The organism is Sphingobacterium sp. BIGb0116 (genome assembly GCF_024808035.1).
GTDB classification, from domain to species: domain Bacteria; phylum Bacteroidota; class Bacteroidia; order Sphingobacteriales; family Sphingobacteriaceae; genus Sphingobacterium; species Sphingobacterium paramultivorum.
Window position 1 is genome coordinate 1,409,220 of the sequence record NZ_JANUDT010000001.1, and the last position, 19,342, is coordinate 1,428,561.

General features: G+C 41.2%; 14 protein-coding genes. 5 read left to right on the top strand and 9 right to left on the bottom strand.

From position 1 onward, the window contains the following. Nucleotides 1-12: 12 nt before the first annotated feature. A complete protein-coding gene (nadC, locus tag M2419_RS05875) occupies nucleotides 13-870 on the bottom strand; it encodes a carboxylating nicotinate-nucleotide diphosphorylase (protein ID WP_259254502.1) in 858 nt (285 codons plus the stop codon). Nucleotides 871-947: 77 nt separating this feature from the next. Then, nucleotides 948-1,406: a DUF4783 domain-containing protein gene (locus M2419_RS05880; protein ID WP_159731685.1), complete on the bottom strand. Its 459-nt coding sequence runs from the start codon at nucleotides 1,404-1,406 to the stop codon at nucleotides 948-950. A 173-nt stretch (nucleotides 1,407-1,579) separates the two neighbouring features. Here M2419_RS05880 and gpmI point away from each other — a divergent pair, with 173 nt between their 5' ends. The 4 genes from gpmI to M2419_RS05900 all read left to right on the top strand — a co-directional run bounded on the left by gpmI (nucleotide 1,580) and on the right by M2419_RS05900 (nucleotide 6,668). After that, nucleotides 1,580-3,112: a 2,3-bisphosphoglycerate-independent phosphoglycerate mutase gene (gene gpmI / locus M2419_RS05885; protein ID WP_182330854.1), complete on the top strand. Its 1,533-nt coding sequence runs from the start codon at nucleotides 1,580-1,582 to the stop codon at nucleotides 3,110-3,112. Then, complete coding sequence (locus M2419_RS05890; protein ID WP_201669461.1) at nucleotides 3,093-3,680, top strand: hypothetical protein; 588 nt, start codon at nucleotides 3,093-3,095, stop codon at nucleotides 3,678-3,680. The genes gpmI and M2419_RS05890 overlap by 20 nt, the downstream gene beginning before the upstream one ends. A gap of 230 nt (nucleotides 3,681-3,910) precedes the next feature. Continuing rightward, on the top strand, nucleotides 3,911-4,210 hold the full coding sequence (locus M2419_RS05895; RefSeq protein WP_259254503.1) for a hypothetical protein: 300 nt from the start codon (nucleotides 3,911-3,913) through the stop codon (nucleotides 4,208-4,210). A gap of 163 nt (nucleotides 4,211-4,373) precedes the next feature. Next, nucleotides 4,374-6,668 (top strand): TonB-dependent receptor, encoded by a 2,295-nt coding sequence (locus M2419_RS05900; protein ID WP_259254504.1) that lies wholly within the window; start codon nucleotides 4,374-4,376, stop codon nucleotides 6,666-6,668. A gap of 99 nt (nucleotides 6,669-6,767) precedes the next feature. On the opposite strand, the gene M2419_RS05905 is transcribed toward M2419_RS05900, so the two are convergent. Then, nucleotides 6,768-7,322, bottom strand: a complete 555-nt coding sequence (locus tag M2419_RS05905) for a ferritin (protein WP_259254505.1) — start codon at nucleotides 7,320-7,322, stop codon at nucleotides 6,768-6,770. A gap of 230 nt (nucleotides 7,323-7,552) precedes the next feature. After that, nucleotides 7,553-8,209, bottom strand: coding sequence for a tetratricopeptide repeat protein (locus M2419_RS05910; protein ID WP_075993900.1), 657 nt, complete (start codon nucleotides 8,207-8,209; stop codon nucleotides 7,553-7,555). A gap of 342 nt (nucleotides 8,210-8,551) precedes the next feature. Here M2419_RS05910 and lon point away from each other — a divergent pair, with 342 nt between their 5' ends. After that, on the top strand, nucleotides 8,552-11,029 hold the full coding sequence (lon, locus tag M2419_RS05915; protein ID WP_153845173.1) for an endopeptidase La: 2,478 nt from the start codon (nucleotides 8,552-8,554) through the stop codon (nucleotides 11,027-11,029). A 225-nt stretch (nucleotides 11,030-11,254) separates the two neighbouring features. Here lon and dctA read toward each other — a convergent pair whose 3' ends face one another. The 5 genes from dctA to M2419_RS05940 all read right to left on the bottom strand — a co-directional run bounded on the left by dctA (nucleotide 11,255) and on the right by M2419_RS05940 (nucleotide 19,287). Beyond that, nucleotides 11,255-12,517, bottom strand: a complete 1,263-nt coding sequence (gene dctA / locus M2419_RS05920) for a C4-dicarboxylate transporter DctA (protein ID WP_220801672.1) — start codon at nucleotides 12,515-12,517, stop codon at nucleotides 11,255-11,257. Between the two features lie 132 nt (nucleotides 12,518-12,649). Next, a complete protein-coding gene (locus tag M2419_RS05925; protein WP_153845171.1) occupies nucleotides 12,650-14,560 on the bottom strand; it encodes a class II glutamine amidotransferase in 1,911 nt (636 codons plus the stop codon). Between the two features lie 119 nt (nucleotides 14,561-14,679). Next, the gene (locus M2419_RS05930; RefSeq protein ID WP_153845170.1) at nucleotides 14,680-16,557 is read right to left on the bottom strand and encodes an Nramp family divalent metal transporter; all 1,878 of its coding nucleotides are present in this window, start codon (nucleotides 16,555-16,557) and stop codon (nucleotides 14,680-14,682) included. An 84-nt stretch (nucleotides 16,558-16,641) separates the two neighbouring features. Further along, nucleotides 16,642-17,244, bottom strand: a complete 603-nt coding sequence (locus M2419_RS05935; protein ID WP_159731700.1) for a 2'-5' RNA ligase family protein — start codon at nucleotides 17,242-17,244, stop codon at nucleotides 16,642-16,644. Between the two features lie 87 nt (nucleotides 17,245-17,331). Continuing rightward, a complete protein-coding gene (locus tag M2419_RS05940; RefSeq protein ID WP_259254507.1) occupies nucleotides 17,332-19,287 on the bottom strand; it encodes a gamma-glutamyltransferase family protein in 1,956 nt (651 codons plus the stop codon). Nucleotides 19,288-19,342: the final 55 nt, after the last annotated feature.

Below are 19,342 nucleotides of genomic sequence, written 5' to 3' on the forward strand. Positions count from 1 at the left end.
TTAAATCAGTTCTTATATTAATTTGGCCTTCAGACTAAGATCCAGGCTCCTTACACTGTGTGTCAAAGCACCTACTGAAATATAATCTACCCCGGCCTCCGCATACGATCGAATCGTGTCGAAAGTTATTCCCCCAGAGGCCTCTGTCTTGAATCGATGGTCAATAATCTGAACAGCTTTGGCTACATCCTGCGGCGAAAAATTATCTAACATGATTCGGTCCACTTCGCCAAAGTTAAGAACTTCATCAAGCTCCGCAAAATTTCGGACTTCAATTTCTATTTCTATTGGTTTATTTAGGTTCTTTCTGTAATCATTTGCGCGCTTTAGAGCCGGTACAATACCGCCACTATAGTCCACATGATTGTCCTTAATTAAAATCATATCAAAAAGACCAAAACGATGATTGGTCCCACCTCCTATACGAACGGCCTCTTTCTCCAATACACGCAATAAGGGTGTGGTTTTCCGTGTATCCAAAACTTTCGTATCTGTACCTTTGAGAAGGTCGACATATTTTCGGGTAGTTGTCGCAATGCCACTCATACGCTGCATGACATTCAGCACCAAACGCTCTGCCAGCAAAATACTTTGGATATTTCCCCTCACATAAAAAGCAATGTCACCTACTTTAACCTGACTTCCATCCTGGATAAACACCTCACAGGTCAAACTATCGTCAATATAAGCAATAATCGCCTGCGCTACTTCAACCCCTGCTAAAATACCATTATCCTTAACAATCAATTTTGCTTCACCTTGTGCCCCAGTCTCAATCGTAGAAAGTGAGGTATGATCTCCATCGCCCAAATCCTCCGCGACAGCCTGTTTTACAAAATGGGCCAGATAGTCCTTGATTTCCTTCTCCATAAATACTATTTATTGGGCTAAGATGTGGAATAATTTTTTAATCGAAAAATAGATTTATAAAAAAAGCATCGCTAGCTTTAATTTTTGTCGATTCTTAGCTCTTCAATAGATTGGTTATTATTTCCTACGCCGATCTTAATAAAGACACGATAGTTTGTTTGTTCTGTAGCTAATGTAAATGTAAAATATTGATAGCCATTGTTCGCATTGCTGGCTTGCGTCAATTTAACAGTCTTGGGTTTATGCTGATTAAAAAATGCCGCCAACATGATTTCTGACTGATACTTTGTGTAGACGCCATTCTCCCCCAAAATAGATAAGGTTAAGTTTGAACCGAAATACTTGGCCATATTTTTTGCATTACCTTCTTTCAAATACGATTTCAGTTCTTCTGAAATACTTCCTAAAGAATCATCATCACCTGGCAAAGCTACCTTTACCGCTGTATTCACTTCTCTTAAATAATGCCCGAAGGCCGCAGTGTGTACAAAAAGACTATTAATAAGTATAAATGCGCAATAGCTTAAAAATTTCATATAGCTCAACATATTATAGAACAGCTTCTATCATCAATATCAATCATTAGGTAGTTCCGCTTTTTAACCAAACATAAACTATGCCACAAACCTATAAAATTATTAGGGATTAACAAGGGAACTTTTTAAGATGCGTTGATAGATTCTAAAATTAAGATTATCTTTGTTATACGATGAATAAGAAAAAAGTTGCACTCATGATCCTAGACGGACTAGGATATGGAAAACATGATAAATCAAATGCAGTTGAAGCTGCAAACACCCCATTTTTAGATCATTTATTAGAAGCTTATCCAAACTCGAGCTTAGAGGCCTCTGGTGAAGCTGTAGGCCTACCTGCTGGACAAATGGGTAACTCGGAGGTTGGTCACATGAATCTTGGCGCCGGAAGAATCGTCTACCAAGAATTGGGTCGTATTCACAAAGCTGTCAATGACGGTGTATTCAATTCGGATCCTATTATTCAAGACGCATTTAAATATGCATTAGAAAATAACAAAAAGGTACATTTAATCGGATTACTTTCCGATGGTGGTGTACACGCACATACAAAGCACTTAAAAGGCTTATGTGATGCTGCAAAACAGGCCGGCTTGACAAGCGACCAAGTTTTTATACATGCATTTTTAGATGGCCGTGATACGGATCCAAACTCCGGCATTGGTTATGTTAGGGACTTACAAGACTATTTAAAGACAACAACAGGTACTTTTGCCTCTGCAATAGGCCGATATTATGCGATGGACCGCGACAACAGATGGGAACGTGTAAAATTAGCATACGATCTTTTAGTAAAAGCAGAAGGTGAAAAATCCAATGACCTTGTTGCATCGATCCAAAAATCATACGACGAAGGTGTAACCGATGAATTTGTGAAACCAATTGCATTGGTAGATGCAAACGGTGCGCCAGTGGCAACAATCCAAGAAGGTGATGTAGTATTCTGTTACAACTTCAGAACGGATCGTGGCCGCGAGATTACAATTGCGTTGACACAAAAGGCATTTCCAGAATATGATCTACAACCATTAGATCTATATTATGTGACAATGACCTCTTATGATGAAACATTTCAAAATGTCAGAGTTGTTTTCCAAAAAGACAACTTGTCCAATACCTTAGGTGAAGTGTTGGAAGCAAACCATAAAACACAAACGCGTATTGCCGAAACAGAGAAATATCCGCACGTGACATTTTTCTTTTCAGGAGGTCGTGAACAACAGTTTGAAGGTGAAAACCGCTTGTTGGTTCCCTCCCCAAAAGTAGCGACTTACGATCTTCAACCGGAGATGTCTGCCAAAGGAATTACAGAAGCTATCGTCAACGATATGGAGACCCTTCAACCAGATTTTATCTGTCTGAATTTTGCAAACCCAGACATGGTAGGTCACACAGGTGTTTTTGACGCTGTCATAAAAGCGGTAGAAACTGTTGATCAATGTACAAAAACGGTTGTTGAAACAGGCCTTAAAAATGGTTACTCCTTTATTATTTTGGCCGATCATGGTAACTCCGAGTTTATGGTCAATGAAGATGGATCGCCAAATACGGCACACACCACCAATTTGGTTCCGTGTATCTTAATTGACGATCAGTATAAGAAAATAGCAGATGGTAAATTAGGTGATATTGCCCCAACCGTCTTACAACTTTTAGGCGTCAATATCCCCGTTGAAATGACAGGAAATGTATTGGTATCAGAATAATAATTTACTTAAAAATAGCAGCAGAGCACTTTCCCTTCTTATGGGCAGTGCTCTGCTTTTTTGGAGCTGTGGATCTCCATCCGCAACAAAAAAAACACAAAAATCTACAGCTATATTTTCTGTCGATTCGTTTTTTAATGCCGAAGTCAATCGCTTGCAGCAGCTCAATCCGGCAGTTCTGAAATCTGTCAGCAAAGACGGTGAGAAAGAACAACGCGAACTAAAAATTGGCAACTGGAAAAATGAACTCTCCGCTTTTCAAGCTGCCGATATCAGCAAAAACTTCGATCCATCACTGTATGAAGTCAAAGCTGTAGACTGTGTAACAGAATTTACAGCTAAAAAGAAAGAACTACAGATACAGAAACTACGCATCGAGTTTGACAAAAACGAAAAGGTAAAACACATCCATATCGATAAAACGATAACAAATACCTTATACGATAGTCAAGAAAAATTAGACTATTACAGCGACTCGCTGTATCGAATTGTCAAACTGCAGGATGTCCAAGGCTTGGATGCCAATCAATATGAAATTGAAGGCAAGTTTATTCCTTCCAAAAAATAGACCACCTGATCAGTACCATACACAGCGCCCTCAAGAATAGCATCCATTTTTGAGGGCTTTTTTGTAAATTCAATTTATCTTTTAAGCGAACATCTATAAAATGTCACAACAATAATAAATGCAACACAATTGCTTTATATTTTATTTTCCTTATCTTTGACCAGATTAACAAAATAACTCAACAGATAAATGGGTTTAAACGTAGTGATTTCAGCGTGAAAAATATCTCAGTGAACAAATTCGCAGCATTAATGCTCTTAATGACCTTCTTAATTGGTCAGTTCATTGTGTATACCCATGCGCATCCACAAACTGCGCTCAGTATTGTTGATAGCCCTGCAAAAAAAAATCATGCAGACCATCCGAAGTGTTCCATCTGTGACCAAAATTCACATCCACAAATTGTTTTTCATTTTACGCTACGCGAATTAATACTCCCGACACAGCAAGTTGAATTTGGCCTGTTTATCACGGGAGATCAAATTATTCGATCACTGCTTTCTGGCAATCGTGGTCCCCCCATCGCTTAATTTTTACATAAGTCCAATAATGTCACTCCTATATTCTTCTCATTATTGCGACAAACGACTTCATAAAAGTTTTTAGAACTCGACAATCTCAAGAATTCATACGATGAATTATTGGGTTGCTATTATCCTTGATGTTATATATACGTAAAAATTATTCGTACAGATGAAACTTAAAATTATAGGCTGCATTTTTATGCTTGTCTCCTATTTCTCCATATTTCCAGCTCTCGCCGCAACAATCAGCGGTAAAGTAACGGACGCCAAAACAAATCTTCCTATTGCCGGTGCTACGATATCATTGCAACAGCTTCGTTCGAGCACCGCATCAGACCAACAGGGTCAGTATAGCTTTAAATCACTTCCTTCAAGTGGACGCTACCTGGTTGAGGTCCGTTTCTTGGGCTATCAGTCCGTTGTCAAGACCGTCGATCTAACTTCGGAAAATCTTTCCCTTGATTTCGCCCTAACCGAAAGTATTATTGAAACCAATGAAGTCGTCGTTACAGGTACATTGGTCACTTCACAGAGCCGGCGCAACAGTACCTCGGTTGCTGTAATCTCCAAAGATGAACTGCAGGGAAATGCAACGAATCTTATTGATGCGCTTGCCCGACAAGTTCCCGGACTAAGCCAGATCACAACGGGACAAGGCATTTCAAAACCTGTTATACGGGGACTCGGTTATAATCGTGTCGTTACGGTGAGCGATGGTGTCAAACAGATGGGACAGCAATGGGGCGACGAACATGGTATTGAAATCGACCAAAATCAACCGGATCGTGTGGAGGTCCTGCGTGGTGCAGCCTCTTTGATGTACGGATCTGATGCTATTGGCGGTGTAATCAATGTGCTTGAACCAAATGTTCCTACAGCTGGGCAAATTAAAGGTGAAGTATTGAGCAGCTACTCCACCAACAATGGACTAACCAATAGTTCGGTTATGCTTACCGGTAATGAAGATGGCTTCGTATGGCGTGGGCGTGGTTCTTATCAAAACGCCTATTCTTATAATACGCCCGCAGGACGATATGGCAATAGTGGTTTTAACAACAGTAATTTCAGCGGTATGCTCGGGCTAAACAAGCAATGGGGCTACTCTCATCTGAATTTTTCATACCTGAAAAATAATATCGGCTTTTACGACGCCGAACCTGGTGACCCGCTTTACATAAACTCAAAAAGCCGTACTTTGGATTTCCCCAAGCAGGACATCCGCCATTACAAACTGGCCCTTAACAATAACTTTATCATCGGTTCAGGTAGTTTAAAACTTGATCTGGGCTATCAAAAAAATCAACGTCGGGAGCTTGAAGAAGCAACGCCTTCTTTATTCTTTGACCTGAATACGTATTCACTTGACGCAAAATATTCGTTAAGTGAAAAAAATGGCTGGCAACATGTATTTGGCATTAGTGCTAGCCAGGAACACAGTTTAAATAAAGGTGTTGAATTCTTAATTCCGGCCTATGATCAGTTGGAATTGGGCGCTTTTGGCTATGCGAAGAAAACCTGGGGCGAAAATACCTTTAACGTTGGATTACGCTATGACTACGTCAATAACAAAGGCAAGCAACTCTTTATTGAAGACGAAGAGCAGTTCGCTGGTTTTAAAAATAGTTTCAGCAATGTTAGCGGAGCGCTTGGATATACACATATTTTCAGCGAAGACCTCAATTTTAAAGCGAATGCCGGTTCGGCTTTTAGAGCGCCTAATCCGGCAGAATTAGGTTCCAACGGGGTACACGAAGGAACGTACCGCTATGAAGTGGGTAATGAAAACCTAAAACCTGAAAGAAGTTACCAAGCGGATGCAACCCTCGAGTTTGGACATAGCATCGTTACAGGAAGTATTGGAATCTATGAAAACTATATCCACAACTTTATCTATGCCTCAACAACAAAAGGCGACACGAAAACCGTTGTGGGTGAAGATGGCGATTCGCATACCTACGACGTATATCGCTATGGCCAGGTAAACGCCAATCTTTACGGTGTAGAAGGAAGCCTGAATTTTCATTTGTTAAACTGGATACACCTGGATAATACATTTAGCTATACCCATGCACAGAACAATACCTTTAACAGACCCTTGGCATTGATTCCAGCTGGTGTTGTACACAATACATTGCGTCTTGAGCCCAAGATTAGCGGTTTGAATGCTTTCTACGTTTCTGTGGGGCTAGACAATTATTTCAAACAGAACCGCATTGATGAGACCTTCGAAACGCCAGCAAATTCGTATACTTTATTGAACGCAGGAATCGGTACGACATTACATCTCGGATCGCAGCAACTGAAAGTATTTGCAGCAGCTTCAAACTTGACCAACAAACGTTATTACGATGCGTTGAGCAGATTGCGCCCAGGACGTCTTTCACAGGAAGACACGAGCTTTGGTGTCTACAATATGGGTAGAAATATCACCTTCGGTGTGTATCTGCCATTGAGCATCAAGTAAATTAAGCGTGGTAATAAAACGATCGTGAAGCCGATTAAGAGTAGTACACCGTAAAATAGAAAAGCGGGATCTTGAAGATCCCGCTTTTCTATTTTATACTTATTTGGGGTCATCTGCTGTTGCTTCCCTTGCCAAGGCCACTTCATCGGGCATGGATTCCAAGGAAGAATCCAACGCAAACAAGGATTCATCTGAAGCGCGGTCACCACCAGCGATTTTCAACTTATCAATCAATTCCAATGCTAACTTCTCTTCCTCGATCTGTTCCTTAACAAACCACTGTGCAAAGTTCCATGTTGCCCAGTCCTTCTCAGCCAACGCTAAATTGACAATGTTATAGATCGCTTCGGTATTATCGACTTCGTGCTTAAAAACGCGATTAAAGCATTCGGTCAGCGATTGCGGGTCCGCGGGCGGCGCTGCAATAGCCTGTATTCTGGGGCGGCCACCTCTTTCCAGAATATAACCCATAATTTTAGTCATGTGATTTCGCTCTTCCTGGGCATGTCTATACAGAAAATTGGCGATTCCGCCATACCCCTGATCATCTGCCCATACCCCCAACGCCAAATAAATCTGTGCAGCCTCAGCCTCTTTTGTCATCTGACTGATTAAAATTTGCTGCATTTCCTTTGACAATCGATTCGTTTCCATAATATTCATTTTGATTTAGGAAAAGAACAGTTTCAACGCTTATTTCGTTTGAAATTTATCGAGGAAAAACTGCCGAAAATTCGCCCCTTTAAATGAAACTGGATCTTATTTGTGACAGGCATATTCCTACTAGTACATTTCAACAGACACAAATCAACAAGCACAAATCAACAAGCATAGAAAAAGGGAATACCATTGGCATTCCCTTTTTCTATGCTTTTATAGCGATACTATTTCAAGTTATCTCTATATACTTTCGCTTTTTTGATTTCTGTTTGGATATCTTTTTTCGATGCATCAAAGCTCAACACTTTTTCGTAATCCTTGATTGCATTGTTATAAGCGTCAGTTGCCATTGCCTTATTGTAGTTAGGCGTACCCTCAGTTCCGATCAAGATACCTAAATCGCGATTAGCGATCGCTCTATTTTGATAGAATTTCGAATCAGTCGGCGTAATAGCAATTGCTTTTGAATAATCCTCAATAGCAACTTTCAACAACTGCTCTTTGTTAGCAACAGATGTCTTATTTGTGGATTGAGTAGCAAGATTGTTTGTTGCTTTCGCTTTGAAGTATAAAGCATTTGCATTTTTACCGTTCAATGCAACTACTTTTCCAAAAGTTTCAGCTGATTTTTTATAGTCACCATTTTGAAATTGAGAATATCCCAACATATATAATACGTCCGGATCTTTCCCTTCCTGAGGGAGGGCTTTAGTCAAGTATGACTCTGCATTCTTGAAATCACCATCCAAAAGAGCTTTCTGCCCCATTCTCACATTAGCGTTGCTATGCTCAGCCTGTTTAGGTTGTTGTGCATTCGCGCTAAAAGCAACTAAAGCAAAAACCCCAGTAAACAAACCCAATTTAAATGATTTTAAATTCATATCTAAATAGTTACGTTTTTATATTCACTCTTTAATGATCACTTGTGATCGTTTCTACATCTGTAAAAAAGCATCCGATTGATTTCTTTAAACTTAAAAACTGCCATCGGCGCCCTTTCACATTCCAATATTACAATTATTATGCCTATTTCTCCAACAAATGGCAGATAAATTTTATTTAACCTGCCTTTTTTTCCTATTCTAGAAAATAGATTTGTAATTTTGCTCACTTTTAGCAATTGGCACTTCCCTTGCAATATAGGGGAAACAATAATAGAAGCTTAAAATTTGAAAGTCAGCCGTCAACATGTCAGCGACTGCCAAATACACAAAATAAATACTATGAGCAAATTCGAAACTTTTGATTTCAGTCAAGCAATTCCAATCGTTGCAGAGGATACCGAATTCTTCCCCCTACTTACACAAGAGGATGAAGATAATATGGCGAATGCTGAAATTCCAGAAGCATTGTCTATTTTGCCTTTACGTAATACCGTATTATTCCCCGGTGTTGTCATTCCGATTACCGTAGGTAGAGATAAATCCATCAAACTGGTCAAAGAAGCCTATAAAGGCAGCAAGACCATTGGTGTTGTTTCTCAAAAGGACATGACTGTAGAGGACCCAGGATTTGAAGAACTAAATAAAGTGGGCACCGTAGCTCATATCATTAAAGTACTCCAAATGCCTGATGGTAATACCACCGTCATCATCCAGGGAAAACAACGGTTCAACTTGTTGGAAATTGTCGATACTGAGCCTTATTTAAAGGCACGTGTGGAGAAATTCAATGAAGCGAAGCCGAAGATGACCAAGCACTTTAAAGCGACAATTTCTACCTTAAAAGAAATGGCGCTGCAGATCATCCAGCTTTCGCCAAACTTACCTAGTGAAGCTGGTATCGCGATTAAAAATATTGAAAGCCCTTCGTTTCTGATCAACTTCATTTCGTCGAATATCAATGTCGAAATGGTCAGAAAACAGGAACTACTTCAAATACCTAAAGTAGAGAATCGTGCCAAACTTTTATTGGAGCTCCTGACGACAGAAATCCAGATGCTGGAACTAAAACACCAGATCCAGAATAAAGTACGTGTCGACCTTGACAAGCAACAACGTGATTATTTCTTGAACCAACAGCTCAAAACAATCCAGGAAGAGCTGGGTGGAAACACCCCCGATCTTGAGCTGGAAGAGCTTAAAAAACGGGGTAAGAAAAAGAAATGGAATGTTGATGTCGAAAAACATTTCACAAAAGAACTCGAAAAGCTATCGCGTATCAATCCTGCGGCTGCAGATTATTCGGTACAGCTCAATTACCTTGAGCTACTACTTGATCTACCCTGGAATGAAACAACAAAAGACAATTTTGATTTAAACAAAGCACAAAAAGTGCTCGATAAAGATCATTATGGGCTTGAGAAAGTAAAAAAACGTATCATTGAATACCTTGCGGTATTGAAATTAAAAAATGATATGAAAGCACCTATTCTTTGTTTAGTAGGCCCTCCTGGAGTCGGTAAAACCTCTTTGGGAAGATCTATTGCCAAAGCATTGGGGCGTAAATATACCCGTATGGCCTTGGGTGGTGTACGCGATGAAGCAGAAATCAGAGGACACCGCAAAACTTATATCGGCGCAATGCCGGGCCGTATCATCCAGTCCCTGAAAAAAGCAGGAGCAGCAAATCCGGTTTTTATTTTGGACGAAATCGATAAAATGAGCGCGGACTTCAAAGGAGATCCTTCGTCGGCCTTATTGGAAGTATTAGATCCGGAACAAAACACACATTTCTATGATCATTATGTCGAAATGGAGTTTGACCTTTCCAAAGTGATGTTTATTGCGACAGCCAATTCCTTGAGTTCTATTCAACCTGCGTTATTGGATCGGATGGAAATTATCGAAGTGAATGGTTATACCATCGAGGAGAAAATCGAAATCGCGAAAAAGCACCTTTTGCCAAAACAACGCGAAATGCATGGAATGGCATCCAAAGATGTCTCGTTAAAAGCTAAGATCATCGAACAGATTATCGAGGATTACACACGCGAATCTGGTGTCCGCGGATTAGAAAAAAAGATCGGCTCTGTCGTACGTGGTATCGCAACACGCATTGTCATGGAAAAGGATTACAGTCCGAGTATTAACGAACAAGATCTGCTCGATATCCTAGGTGCTCCAATATTTGATAAGGACATCTACGAAAATAACAATGTTGCCGGTGTCGTAACGGGCTTAGCCTGGACTTCCGTAGGTGGCGATATCTTATTTATAGAATCTTCGCTTAGCCCTGGAAAAGGACGTTTGAGCCTGACAGGTAATTTGGGTGATGTCATGAAAGAATCTGCGTCTATTGCACTAGCCTACCTGAAAGCCCACGCTTCGGATTTCGGCATTAACTACCGCGTTTTCGACCATTGGGATATCCATATTCACGTTCCTGCGGGTGCCATTCCAAAAGATGGTCCCTCAGCTGGTATAACAATGCTCACAGCACTGACATCGCTATTCACCCAACGTAAAGTGAAGGAGAAATTAGCTATGACAGGTGAAATTACCTTACGTGGAAAAGTATTGCCTGTTGGCGGTATTAAGGAGAAAATCCTTGCCGCAAAACGTGCGAACATCAAAGATATTATCCTTTGTAAATCCAATGAAAAAGACATCTTGGAAATCAAGGAAGATTATATCAAAGACATGCAGTTCCACTATGTGACTGAAATGTCGCAGGTGATTAAACTCGCGTTATTGGAAGAAAAAGTAATTGGCGCCATCGATCTGACACAAGATTTAGAAAATACCAAAAAAGAGAATTAATAGATCCCCGAAAGGTCTTGAATAGAAATGGGCTATCCAAAATTGGATAGCCCATTTGTTGTATAATGAATACGTATTCCCCTCACAGATTATACGTATTCCCTCATTATATGCATTCCTCTTACTAAATCTTATCAGCTATTCTTAAACGGTTTGAGCTGACTTTTCAAACATTTTCTTTGTTAAAGCAAGGCTTCTTTTATTATGAACTTTTGCTTGCGGATATCATCGCTTAGAACCTAACTTTTCATGTAGAAGCTCCTCGTCCAGACTATCTTCATATTTTGAAATAACCAGCGTTGCCGCTGAATTTCCGATCAAATTGGTTATCGCCCTTGCTTCACTCATAAAACGGTCCACGCCAAAGATCAAAGCGACAGATTCTACCGGTACATGGCCAACAACAGGCAAGGTCGCAGCAAGGGTAACGAAACCACTTCCTGTTACGCCTGCAGCTCCTTTGGAGGTCAATAGCAATACCAACAATAAGGTAATTTCCTGCTCCAGGCTGAGATGCATATTGAGGGCCTGCGAAATAAAGACCGCTGCCATAGTCAAATAGATACTTGTCCCATCCAGATTGAAAGAATAACCCGTGGGGATAACTAAGCCCACAACAGGTTTGGCACAACCCGCATCTTCCATCTTCTGCATGATACCTGGTAACGCCGACTCGGAAGAGGAAGTCCCCAAAACGATTAAAATCTCTTCTTTGATATATTTTAGAAACTTAAAAACATTCACCTTGAGATAAAAATACAATACGGCCCCAATCACGATGATCACGAAGATAAAACAGGTCAGGTAGAAGCTCAACATCAGCATACCGAGTTTAGATAAGGCCTGGATTCCAAACTTACCGATCGTAAAACCCATTGCTCCCATTGCCCCGATTGGAGCCAGGTACATGATCATTTTGATAATGGAGAAGAGAACCTTCAGAAAAGATTGCAATACATTGAGCACAGGCTCGGAAGCTTTCTGCCCTATTTTTGTCATACCAATCCCAAATAGCACTGCAAAAACGAGTACCTGCAACATGTTGTCCGAAGCTACCGCAGCAATCACATTATCTGGAATGATCCCGATGATAAAATCCATAAAACTATGTGGCTCTTTGGATTCTGAAATATAATGGGATACCGAAGACACATCAAGACTAGCGGGATCGGCGTTCATCCCGGTACCCGGCTGTATCCAATTAACAAAGACCAAACCGATAATCAGGGCAATCGTTGTCATGATCTCGAAATAGATAATGGAAGTTAAACCGATTTTCCCCACTTTTTTCGTATCCTGCATTCCCGCTATACCGATTACAATTGAGCTAAAAATCAATGGTGCAATAACCATCTTGATCAGTTTAATAAAAGCATCTCCTAATGGTTTTAGCTTAACAGCAAAATCGGGGTAATAGATACCACAGATGATCCCTACAAGTATACCCACGATGACTTGAAAATAGAGGCTCTTAAAAATGTGCTTCATGATAGATTTATTTACGGACAGTAATTCCCTTTGCTTTAATCGGTTTTTTAATTTAGGATATTGAAATTAATTGGTACGAATATAAAAAAAAAGGGATGCATAAATGCATCCCTTCCTATTATAATTTTGAACTTAGCTGCTGAAATATGCTCTTACATTCTTTCCTTCAATCCAGTTCATATACGCTTTATTGACAACCTTGTTTCCACCAGGTGTTGGGTAATCACCGGAGAAATACCAATCACCCTTATGGTCTGGACAAGCTTTGTGTAAATTATCCAAAGTTTGGTAAATTACTTCGAGCTCTGCTTTCAGGTGGTGAGGTCTTACGATACGAGCGATTTCTTCCGAAATCTCTTCATCAGTAAAAGGTGCATAGATCGCTTTGACATAATTATCGATATCATTAACGTCCTGAGTCATTGATACAACACATTTTTGATAAACTTCATCGATAATATGTGCCATACCACGTTGTTTTAGGAGATTAATTGCGGCTTCGAATGCAACAAACTCACCCATACGTGACATATCAATACCATAACAATCTGGGTAACGAATCTGAGGAGCAGATGATACAATCACGATTTTTTTCGGATTCAAACGATCCAAGATCGTTAAAATACTTTGTTTCAATGTTGTTCCCCGAACAATCGAGTCATCAATGGCAACGATCGTATCTTCGTGATCTTTTACAATACCGTAAGTTGTATCATATACGTGCTGTACCATGTCTGTACGGTCCGCATCTTGCGTAATGAACGTACGCAGTTTAGCGTCCTTCACGTTGAGTTTTTCAAAACGAGGTTTAATACTCAAGATCTCATCTAACTCTTCATCAGAAATTTTTTCTGAGCGATTCAATAAAGTATCTTTTTGAAAATCCCGAACGTAAGCATTGATACCATCCATTAGGCCATAGTACGATACTTCAGCTGTATTTGGAATAAACGAGAATACGGTATTTTTGATGTTATTTTTGACAGATTCCAATACCTGAGGTACCAGTAATCTTCCTAATTCTTTACGTTCTTGATAGATATCAGCATCTGATCCACGTGAGAAGTAAATCCGTTCGAAAGAACAAGAACGTTGTTCTACGGGCTGTCTAAACATCTCTTGGGATACTGTACCATCTTTTTTAGCGATCAGGGCATGGCCTGGTTTAATTTCCTTCACAGCACCAATAGGAATATTGAATGCAGTTTGGATGACCGGTCTTTCCGATGCTACAACCAGGATCTCCTCATCCTGATAATAAAACGCCGGACGGATACCAGCTGGGTCGCGCATAACAAAAGCATCACCATGACCAAAGATACCTGCGATGGTGTAACCGCCATCCCAAGTTTTGGCCGAACGCTTCAATATTTTGGTAACATCAATATTTTTAGCAATCAGCGAGCTGATCTCAATATTAGAATGACCTTCTTTTTTGAATTGATCGAAAAGATCTTGGTTCTCATCATCTAAGAAATGGCCAATTTTTTCCAAAACGGTTACGGTATCCGCTTTTTCCTTTGGATGTTGTCCCAACTCATATAATTGTTGCAACAATTCATCCACATTGGTCATGTTGAAGTTACCCGCTACCACCAAATTACGAGACATCCAATTGTTTTGTCTTAAAAATGGGTGACAGCTTTCGATACTGTTCTTTCCATGCGTTCCATAGCGCAAATGTCCTAAAAGTACTTCTCCCGTAAAACTTACGTTATCTTTTAACCATTGCGTATCTTTTGACTCCTCCGGAAATGCTTTCTGAACAGAAGCAAATTTTTTCTGTACATATTCGAATATGTCTGCCACAGCAGTTGAGCCCATTGCTCTGTAACGCGAAATGTAACGATTTCCAGGTTTAACATCAAATTTAATGGTTGCAATTCCAGCCCCGTCTTGTCCACGGTTGTGCTGTTTTTCCATTAATAGGTACAATTTATTAATGCCATAAAATGGCGTACCATATTTTTCCTGATAATAAGATAAGGGTTTTAACAGGCGAATTAGTGCGATTCCGCACTCGTGTTTAATAGCGTCGCTCATATCTTGATTTGATGTCGCAAAAGTACGAATTATTTAGCACTTACCGACCCCTCCCTTCACTTTTTCAGCAATAAAATTACAGTGAATAGACAGAGGCTCTTTGGATAGCTCCTTAAGACCTATTGTGCGATAAAAACAGGGACTTTCACCGCATGCCGCAGCTTGTTAACTGTCTCACCAAAAACAAAATCCTTCACACCACTGTGCCCATGGCTTCCAACGACCAATAGATCGGCACCGTATTTTTCACATACTTCTGCAATACTCTTGATCCGGTTATTGTATCCCAGTTCATATTCAGTTTGATGTCCTTGCGACAATAGAAAATCAGCATACAATTTCAGCCGTTCCAAATCCTGACGCGATTCATAATCATCCGTCGAATCCCCGGTATATTTCACCGACGCACTCTCCACAATATGTACAACGACAAAGGTCGTGTCATCATGCGACAGCTGTAAAGCATATTGAATTACTTTCTGATCTGAATTTGAGAAATCCAACGCGATCACAACTTTCTTAAAAGAGCCCTTATGTTCAAAATGCAATGCCTCGAATGGTGGGTGAACTTCCAGCTCCGTTGGTTTCGATTTGAGTAAAATGGGGTATAATACCGTCATCATTAATAAGGCAAACAAACCCACAGCGCCCAAGATCAATAATACGGTTACCACAATATTATTGGCTTCACCAATCCAGCCGACCACTTCGTCGTAGACCAATTTAAAATTCAGAACAGCGATAATGGCCGCGATCAACCAGGCCGCAATTTTTGTTAGCGGTTTAATGGCAAAAACACCCATCTTGACTTTATCGCTCACAAAATGGATCAACGGGATGACTGCAAAAGCGAGCTGCATACTCAAGATCACCTGACTAAAGATCAGCAGCTGTCCAACGCGACCCTCACCCGAAATAAGAATCACCAATACAGCCGGGATAATCGCCAAAAGTCGGGTTATAATCCTTCGCAAAGTCGGACTAATCCGCAATCGAAGGTATCCCTCCATCACAATCTGACCGGCTAGGGTTCCCGTCACCGTTGAGCTCTGTCCGGCAAGAATCAAGGCAACAGCAAATAATTTTGAGGCCCATTCCGTTCCAAGAAGGTTACCCAATAAGTGATAAGCATCTTCAAGTTCGGCAACGTCATGCATACCGTTTTTGTGAAAAACAGAGGCTGCAAGAATCAATATCGCGGCATTTACCAAAAATGCTAGGTTCAAGGCAATGGCACTATCCCAGAAGTTATACTTGAGCGATTTTCGGATCGAAACCTCATTCCGGTCAATCTTCCGTGTCTGTACAAGAGCCGAGTGCAAATATAGATTATGTGGCATGACGGTTGCACCTATAATGCCTATAGCAATATATAGTGCGGCACTATTCGGGATACTGGGTATAAATCCAGTGGCTACCTCTGCAAAATCCGGTTTCGCCAAAAACATTTCTACCATGAAACACATGCCGATAAGCGCGATCAGTCCAATGATAAAAAGTTCCATTTTCCGCATCCCCAGCTTCTGAAGATAGAGCAATAAGAAGGTATCTGCAAAACTGATCATTACTCCCCAGAGCAGATCAATACCGAAAAGGAGGTTAAGACCGATTGCCATCCCCAAAACCTCCGCCAGGTCACAGGCTGCTATTGCAATTTCAGCAAGCACATAGAGCACAAAATTCATCCGTTTAGGATAGGTCTCCCTGTTACACTGCGCAAGGTCTTTACCGCGTACAATACCTAAACGAGCACATAGATTCTGTAGCACAAGTGCCATGATATTACTCATCAACAGCACCCAAATCAGGGTATACCCAAATTGGCTTCCTCCAGCAAGATCGGTAGCCCAGTTACCTGGATCCATATAACCCACACTAATGAGATAAGCTGGACCAAAGAAACTAAGTATCTTCTTAAATTTGGATTTCCCTTGATTGACATCTACACTTTCATGGATATCAGATAGAGATTTATGATGAGATTCGTCGTAATGCATAAAGTACTGTAAGTGCAATATCGTCTATTGTCAGCCTTAAAGATAAAAAGCTTTACATTATTAGGCAATTAAACCGCGATATTATTAGAATTTAAATGCCAGCTGGCCAGAATTTTCCTTCGATTGGTTGCCAAATTGGATAAAATCGATGATCTCATACTGACCTAAATCAGGTTTAAACTGCCGCACATGAACGCCCTTGCACATAAAGCTCAGGTCGACAGACCGCAACTGTTCTTTTGCAATTTCAAGCTGTTCTGGCTCCAGGCGTCGCCCAATCGAAATATGGGGTTCGTCGCTAATCTCGATCAAATCAAATTCCGATAAAGTTTGAACAACCTTCCGCGCCCGGTCCTTGAGATAACTGCGGGCATGTACTGTCGGTGCAATATAGAAAGCACCACCGGCAAATGATGAAAAATGATCAAAATAAACATACTGACTCCGCTCATAGACCATAGTCTCCTGCAAAGCCTCAATAGCCATTGTCAGTTTACTCCCATCTGCTTCAAAAGCACATATCGTTACATGGGCTTTGGAATTGCAACTGGGATACCAGCCTTTGTTTTTGTCGGGAAACAGTTCGGCTAACGATGCACGTAATCGTCGCTTCAAGCCATCTACCAAGACAATACCAGCTTCATCAGGCTGAAAAACAAACGAATATTTATTGACACTACCCTCCATAACAAAAATCAGTTTCCGATCAGTAGGTAAGATAACAAATACCGCGGAGATAACAAAACCAAAACCTAGCAGCAGGCAAATGACAAACTACCACCCGATGCCATAGTCCTCCCCGTTGTTGCTACTGCCGCCCCAAAGTGTATGGTGCTGCTGGTCGAAATAAATAGCATTTATAGGTCCACTGGTACGATCACCGAGCTGTATGCTATACCCCATTTTCTTTAATTGTTCACTAATTGCTGGTGCTGTATTTTTATCCAATAAAAGGCTACCTGAGCGCGGTTTTCGATCGTCGGTCTTCGTTCCTCCCAGCGATAACCAAAGCTGGTTACTGTTGATATTGGCCGCTTCGCTGGCTTGTTGTGGCGTCATACCAAACTCGACCATATTCAAGAAAAACTGCAATAGGTTTTGATCCTGTGTATCTCCTCCCTGTACAGCAAAAGAAAGGTAAGGTTTTCCGTTTTTCAACGCCATCGAAGGCGTAAGCGTTACACGCGGTCTTTTGCCCGGCTCGACCACATTGAACGGGTTAATCAACGAATCTAAGACAAAACTCTGCAAACGTTGGCTCATGCCCACCCCGGTATTCCCTGCAATACAGGCAGGGAGCCAACCACCGCTCGGTGTGATCGAAACAACCCAACCTTCTTCATCCGCAGCTTCAACGCTTGTGGTTCCCCGCAATAAACGGTCGACATAAGCACTATCCACCGTTAAAGATGCCAAAAGAGCTGTTTTTGGCAATTCCGTTAACGACGAACTTGAGCGTGCGTCATGTTTAGGGACAAAATCATTTTTCAGCTCCGTATGTGGCGTAAACTCTTTCTTACGCCGCTCCAGTAACGAAAGATACGGATTCTGCTTACCTTCGTAGGGATAAGGGTCTCCGGGAAGTACATTCGGGTTATTTTGCTTAAGATCAATGGTTGCAGCCCTCGCCTTGGCATAGGACTCATGCAAAAGACCTTGAATAGGTGTCTTAGGTTTACCATAGGGATCACCATAATAAAAATCCCGATCGGCAAAGGCTAAGTTCATAACCTGATAGAGTATATGAATATAAGAAGCAGAATTATAACCCATTGCCTTTAGATCAAAGTTTTTCAGTAACTGCAAACTCTGTAGCATGGCTGGTCCCTGTGTCCATTCTTGTAATTTATACACGTCAACGCCCTTATAATTGACATGCAATGGTTCCTCCTCAATAGGTTTCCAATTGGCTAAGTCTGCTTTCGTGATTAAGCCACCTTGCTCCTTACTACCTCGGACAAATTCATCTGCAATATCGCCGGTATAAAACCGGTCATAAGCGGCCATGATTGCAGCTTTGCGGTCTTTTCCTGCTGCAAGAGCCTTCTTTTCCGCTTCTACCAATTTGGATAGGGTATTATGAAGATCCTGCTGTACAAAAACCTCTCCGGCCTCGGGAGCTTCCCAGGATTTACCATCATGTACTAAAAATACCTTTTTACTGTACGGCCATTCTTTAATGCGCTCTTTGCCACGTTCAATACTCGTTGCAGTTTGCGCGTCAATCGGGTACCCTGCAGCCATTTCGAGAGCAGGAGCTAATACTTCTGCTAGACTTTTCGTCCCATAATGAGCCAACATATAGCACAAACCGCCGGGTGTACCCGGCGTGACAGCAGCAAGGGGACCGTATTCTGGTGGAAATTCGTAGCCCTTTGATCTAAAAAAATCGACTGTCGCTCCACTGGGTGCTACCCCCAAGGCATTTATCGCAATGACCTTCTTTAGTTTCGGATGATAAATTAAGGCCTGCGTCTCTCCGCCCCAACTCAGTACATCCCACATCGTACAGGTTGCTGCGAGCATTGCACAAGCAGCGTCCACCGCATTTCCGCCTTGTTGGAATAGCTGGGCACCGGCTGTTGCCGCCAAGGGTTTGCCCGTAATAGCCATCCAATGTTTTCCATGTAAAGGTGGTTTCTGTGTGCGCTGAGCAGAGCTCAGCATTGGCACACCGGTAATAAGCAATCCAAACAGCGTCATCAGTAGCAAGGGGGATCTTCTTTTCATAGCAGCAATCTTTCGTTAAGTAATCTTTCGTTAAGCAAAGGTTTTAGTAAAACCA

Excerpts from the sequence above, each read along its gene's own strand:
- nadC (WP_259254502.1), bottom strand. The coding sequence starts at position 870 with ATGGAGAAGGAAATCAAGGACTATCTGGCCCATTTTGTAAAACAGGCT.
- M2419_RS05880 (WP_159731685.1), bottom strand. The coding sequence starts at position 1,406 with ATGAAATTTTTAAGCTATTGCGCATTTATACTTATTAATAGTCTTTTT.
- gpmI (WP_182330854.1), top strand. The coding sequence starts at position 1,580 with ATGAATAAGAAAAAAGTTGCACTCATGATCCTAGACGGACTAGGATAT.
- M2419_RS05890 (WP_201669461.1), top strand. The coding sequence starts at position 3,093 with ATGTATTGGTATCAGAATAATAATTTACTTAAAAATAGCAGCAGAGCA.
- M2419_RS05900 (WP_259254504.1), top strand. The coding sequence starts at position 4,374 with ATGAAACTTAAAATTATAGGCTGCATTTTTATGCTTGTCTCCTATTTC.
- M2419_RS05905 (WP_259254505.1), bottom strand. The coding sequence starts at position 7,322 with ATGGAAACGAATCGATTGTCAAAGGAAATGCAGCAAATTTTAATCAGT.
- M2419_RS05910 (WP_075993900.1), bottom strand. The coding sequence starts at position 8,209 with ATGAATTTAAAATCATTTAAATTGGGTTTGTTTACTGGGGTTTTTGCT.
- lon (WP_153845173.1), top strand. The coding sequence starts at position 8,552 with ATGAGCAAATTCGAAACTTTTGATTTCAGTCAAGCAATTCCAATCGTT.
- dctA (WP_220801672.1), bottom strand. The coding sequence starts at position 12,517 with ATGAAGCACATTTTTAAGAGCCTCTATTTTCAAGTCATCGTGGGTATA.
- M2419_RS05925 (WP_153845171.1), bottom strand. The coding sequence starts at position 14,560 with ATGAGCGACGCTATTAAACACGAGTGCGGAATCGCACTAATTCGCCTG.
- M2419_RS05930 (WP_153845170.1), bottom strand. The coding sequence starts at position 16,557 with ATGCATTACGACGAATCTCATCATAAATCTCTATCTGATATCCATGAA.
- M2419_RS05935 (WP_159731700.1), bottom strand. The coding sequence starts at position 17,244 with ATGGAGGGTAGTGTCAATAAATATTCGTTTGTTTTTCAGCCTGATGAA.
- M2419_RS05940 (WP_259254507.1), bottom strand. The coding sequence starts at position 19,287 with ATGAAAAGAAGATCCCCCTTGCTACTGATGACGCTGTTTGGATTGCTT.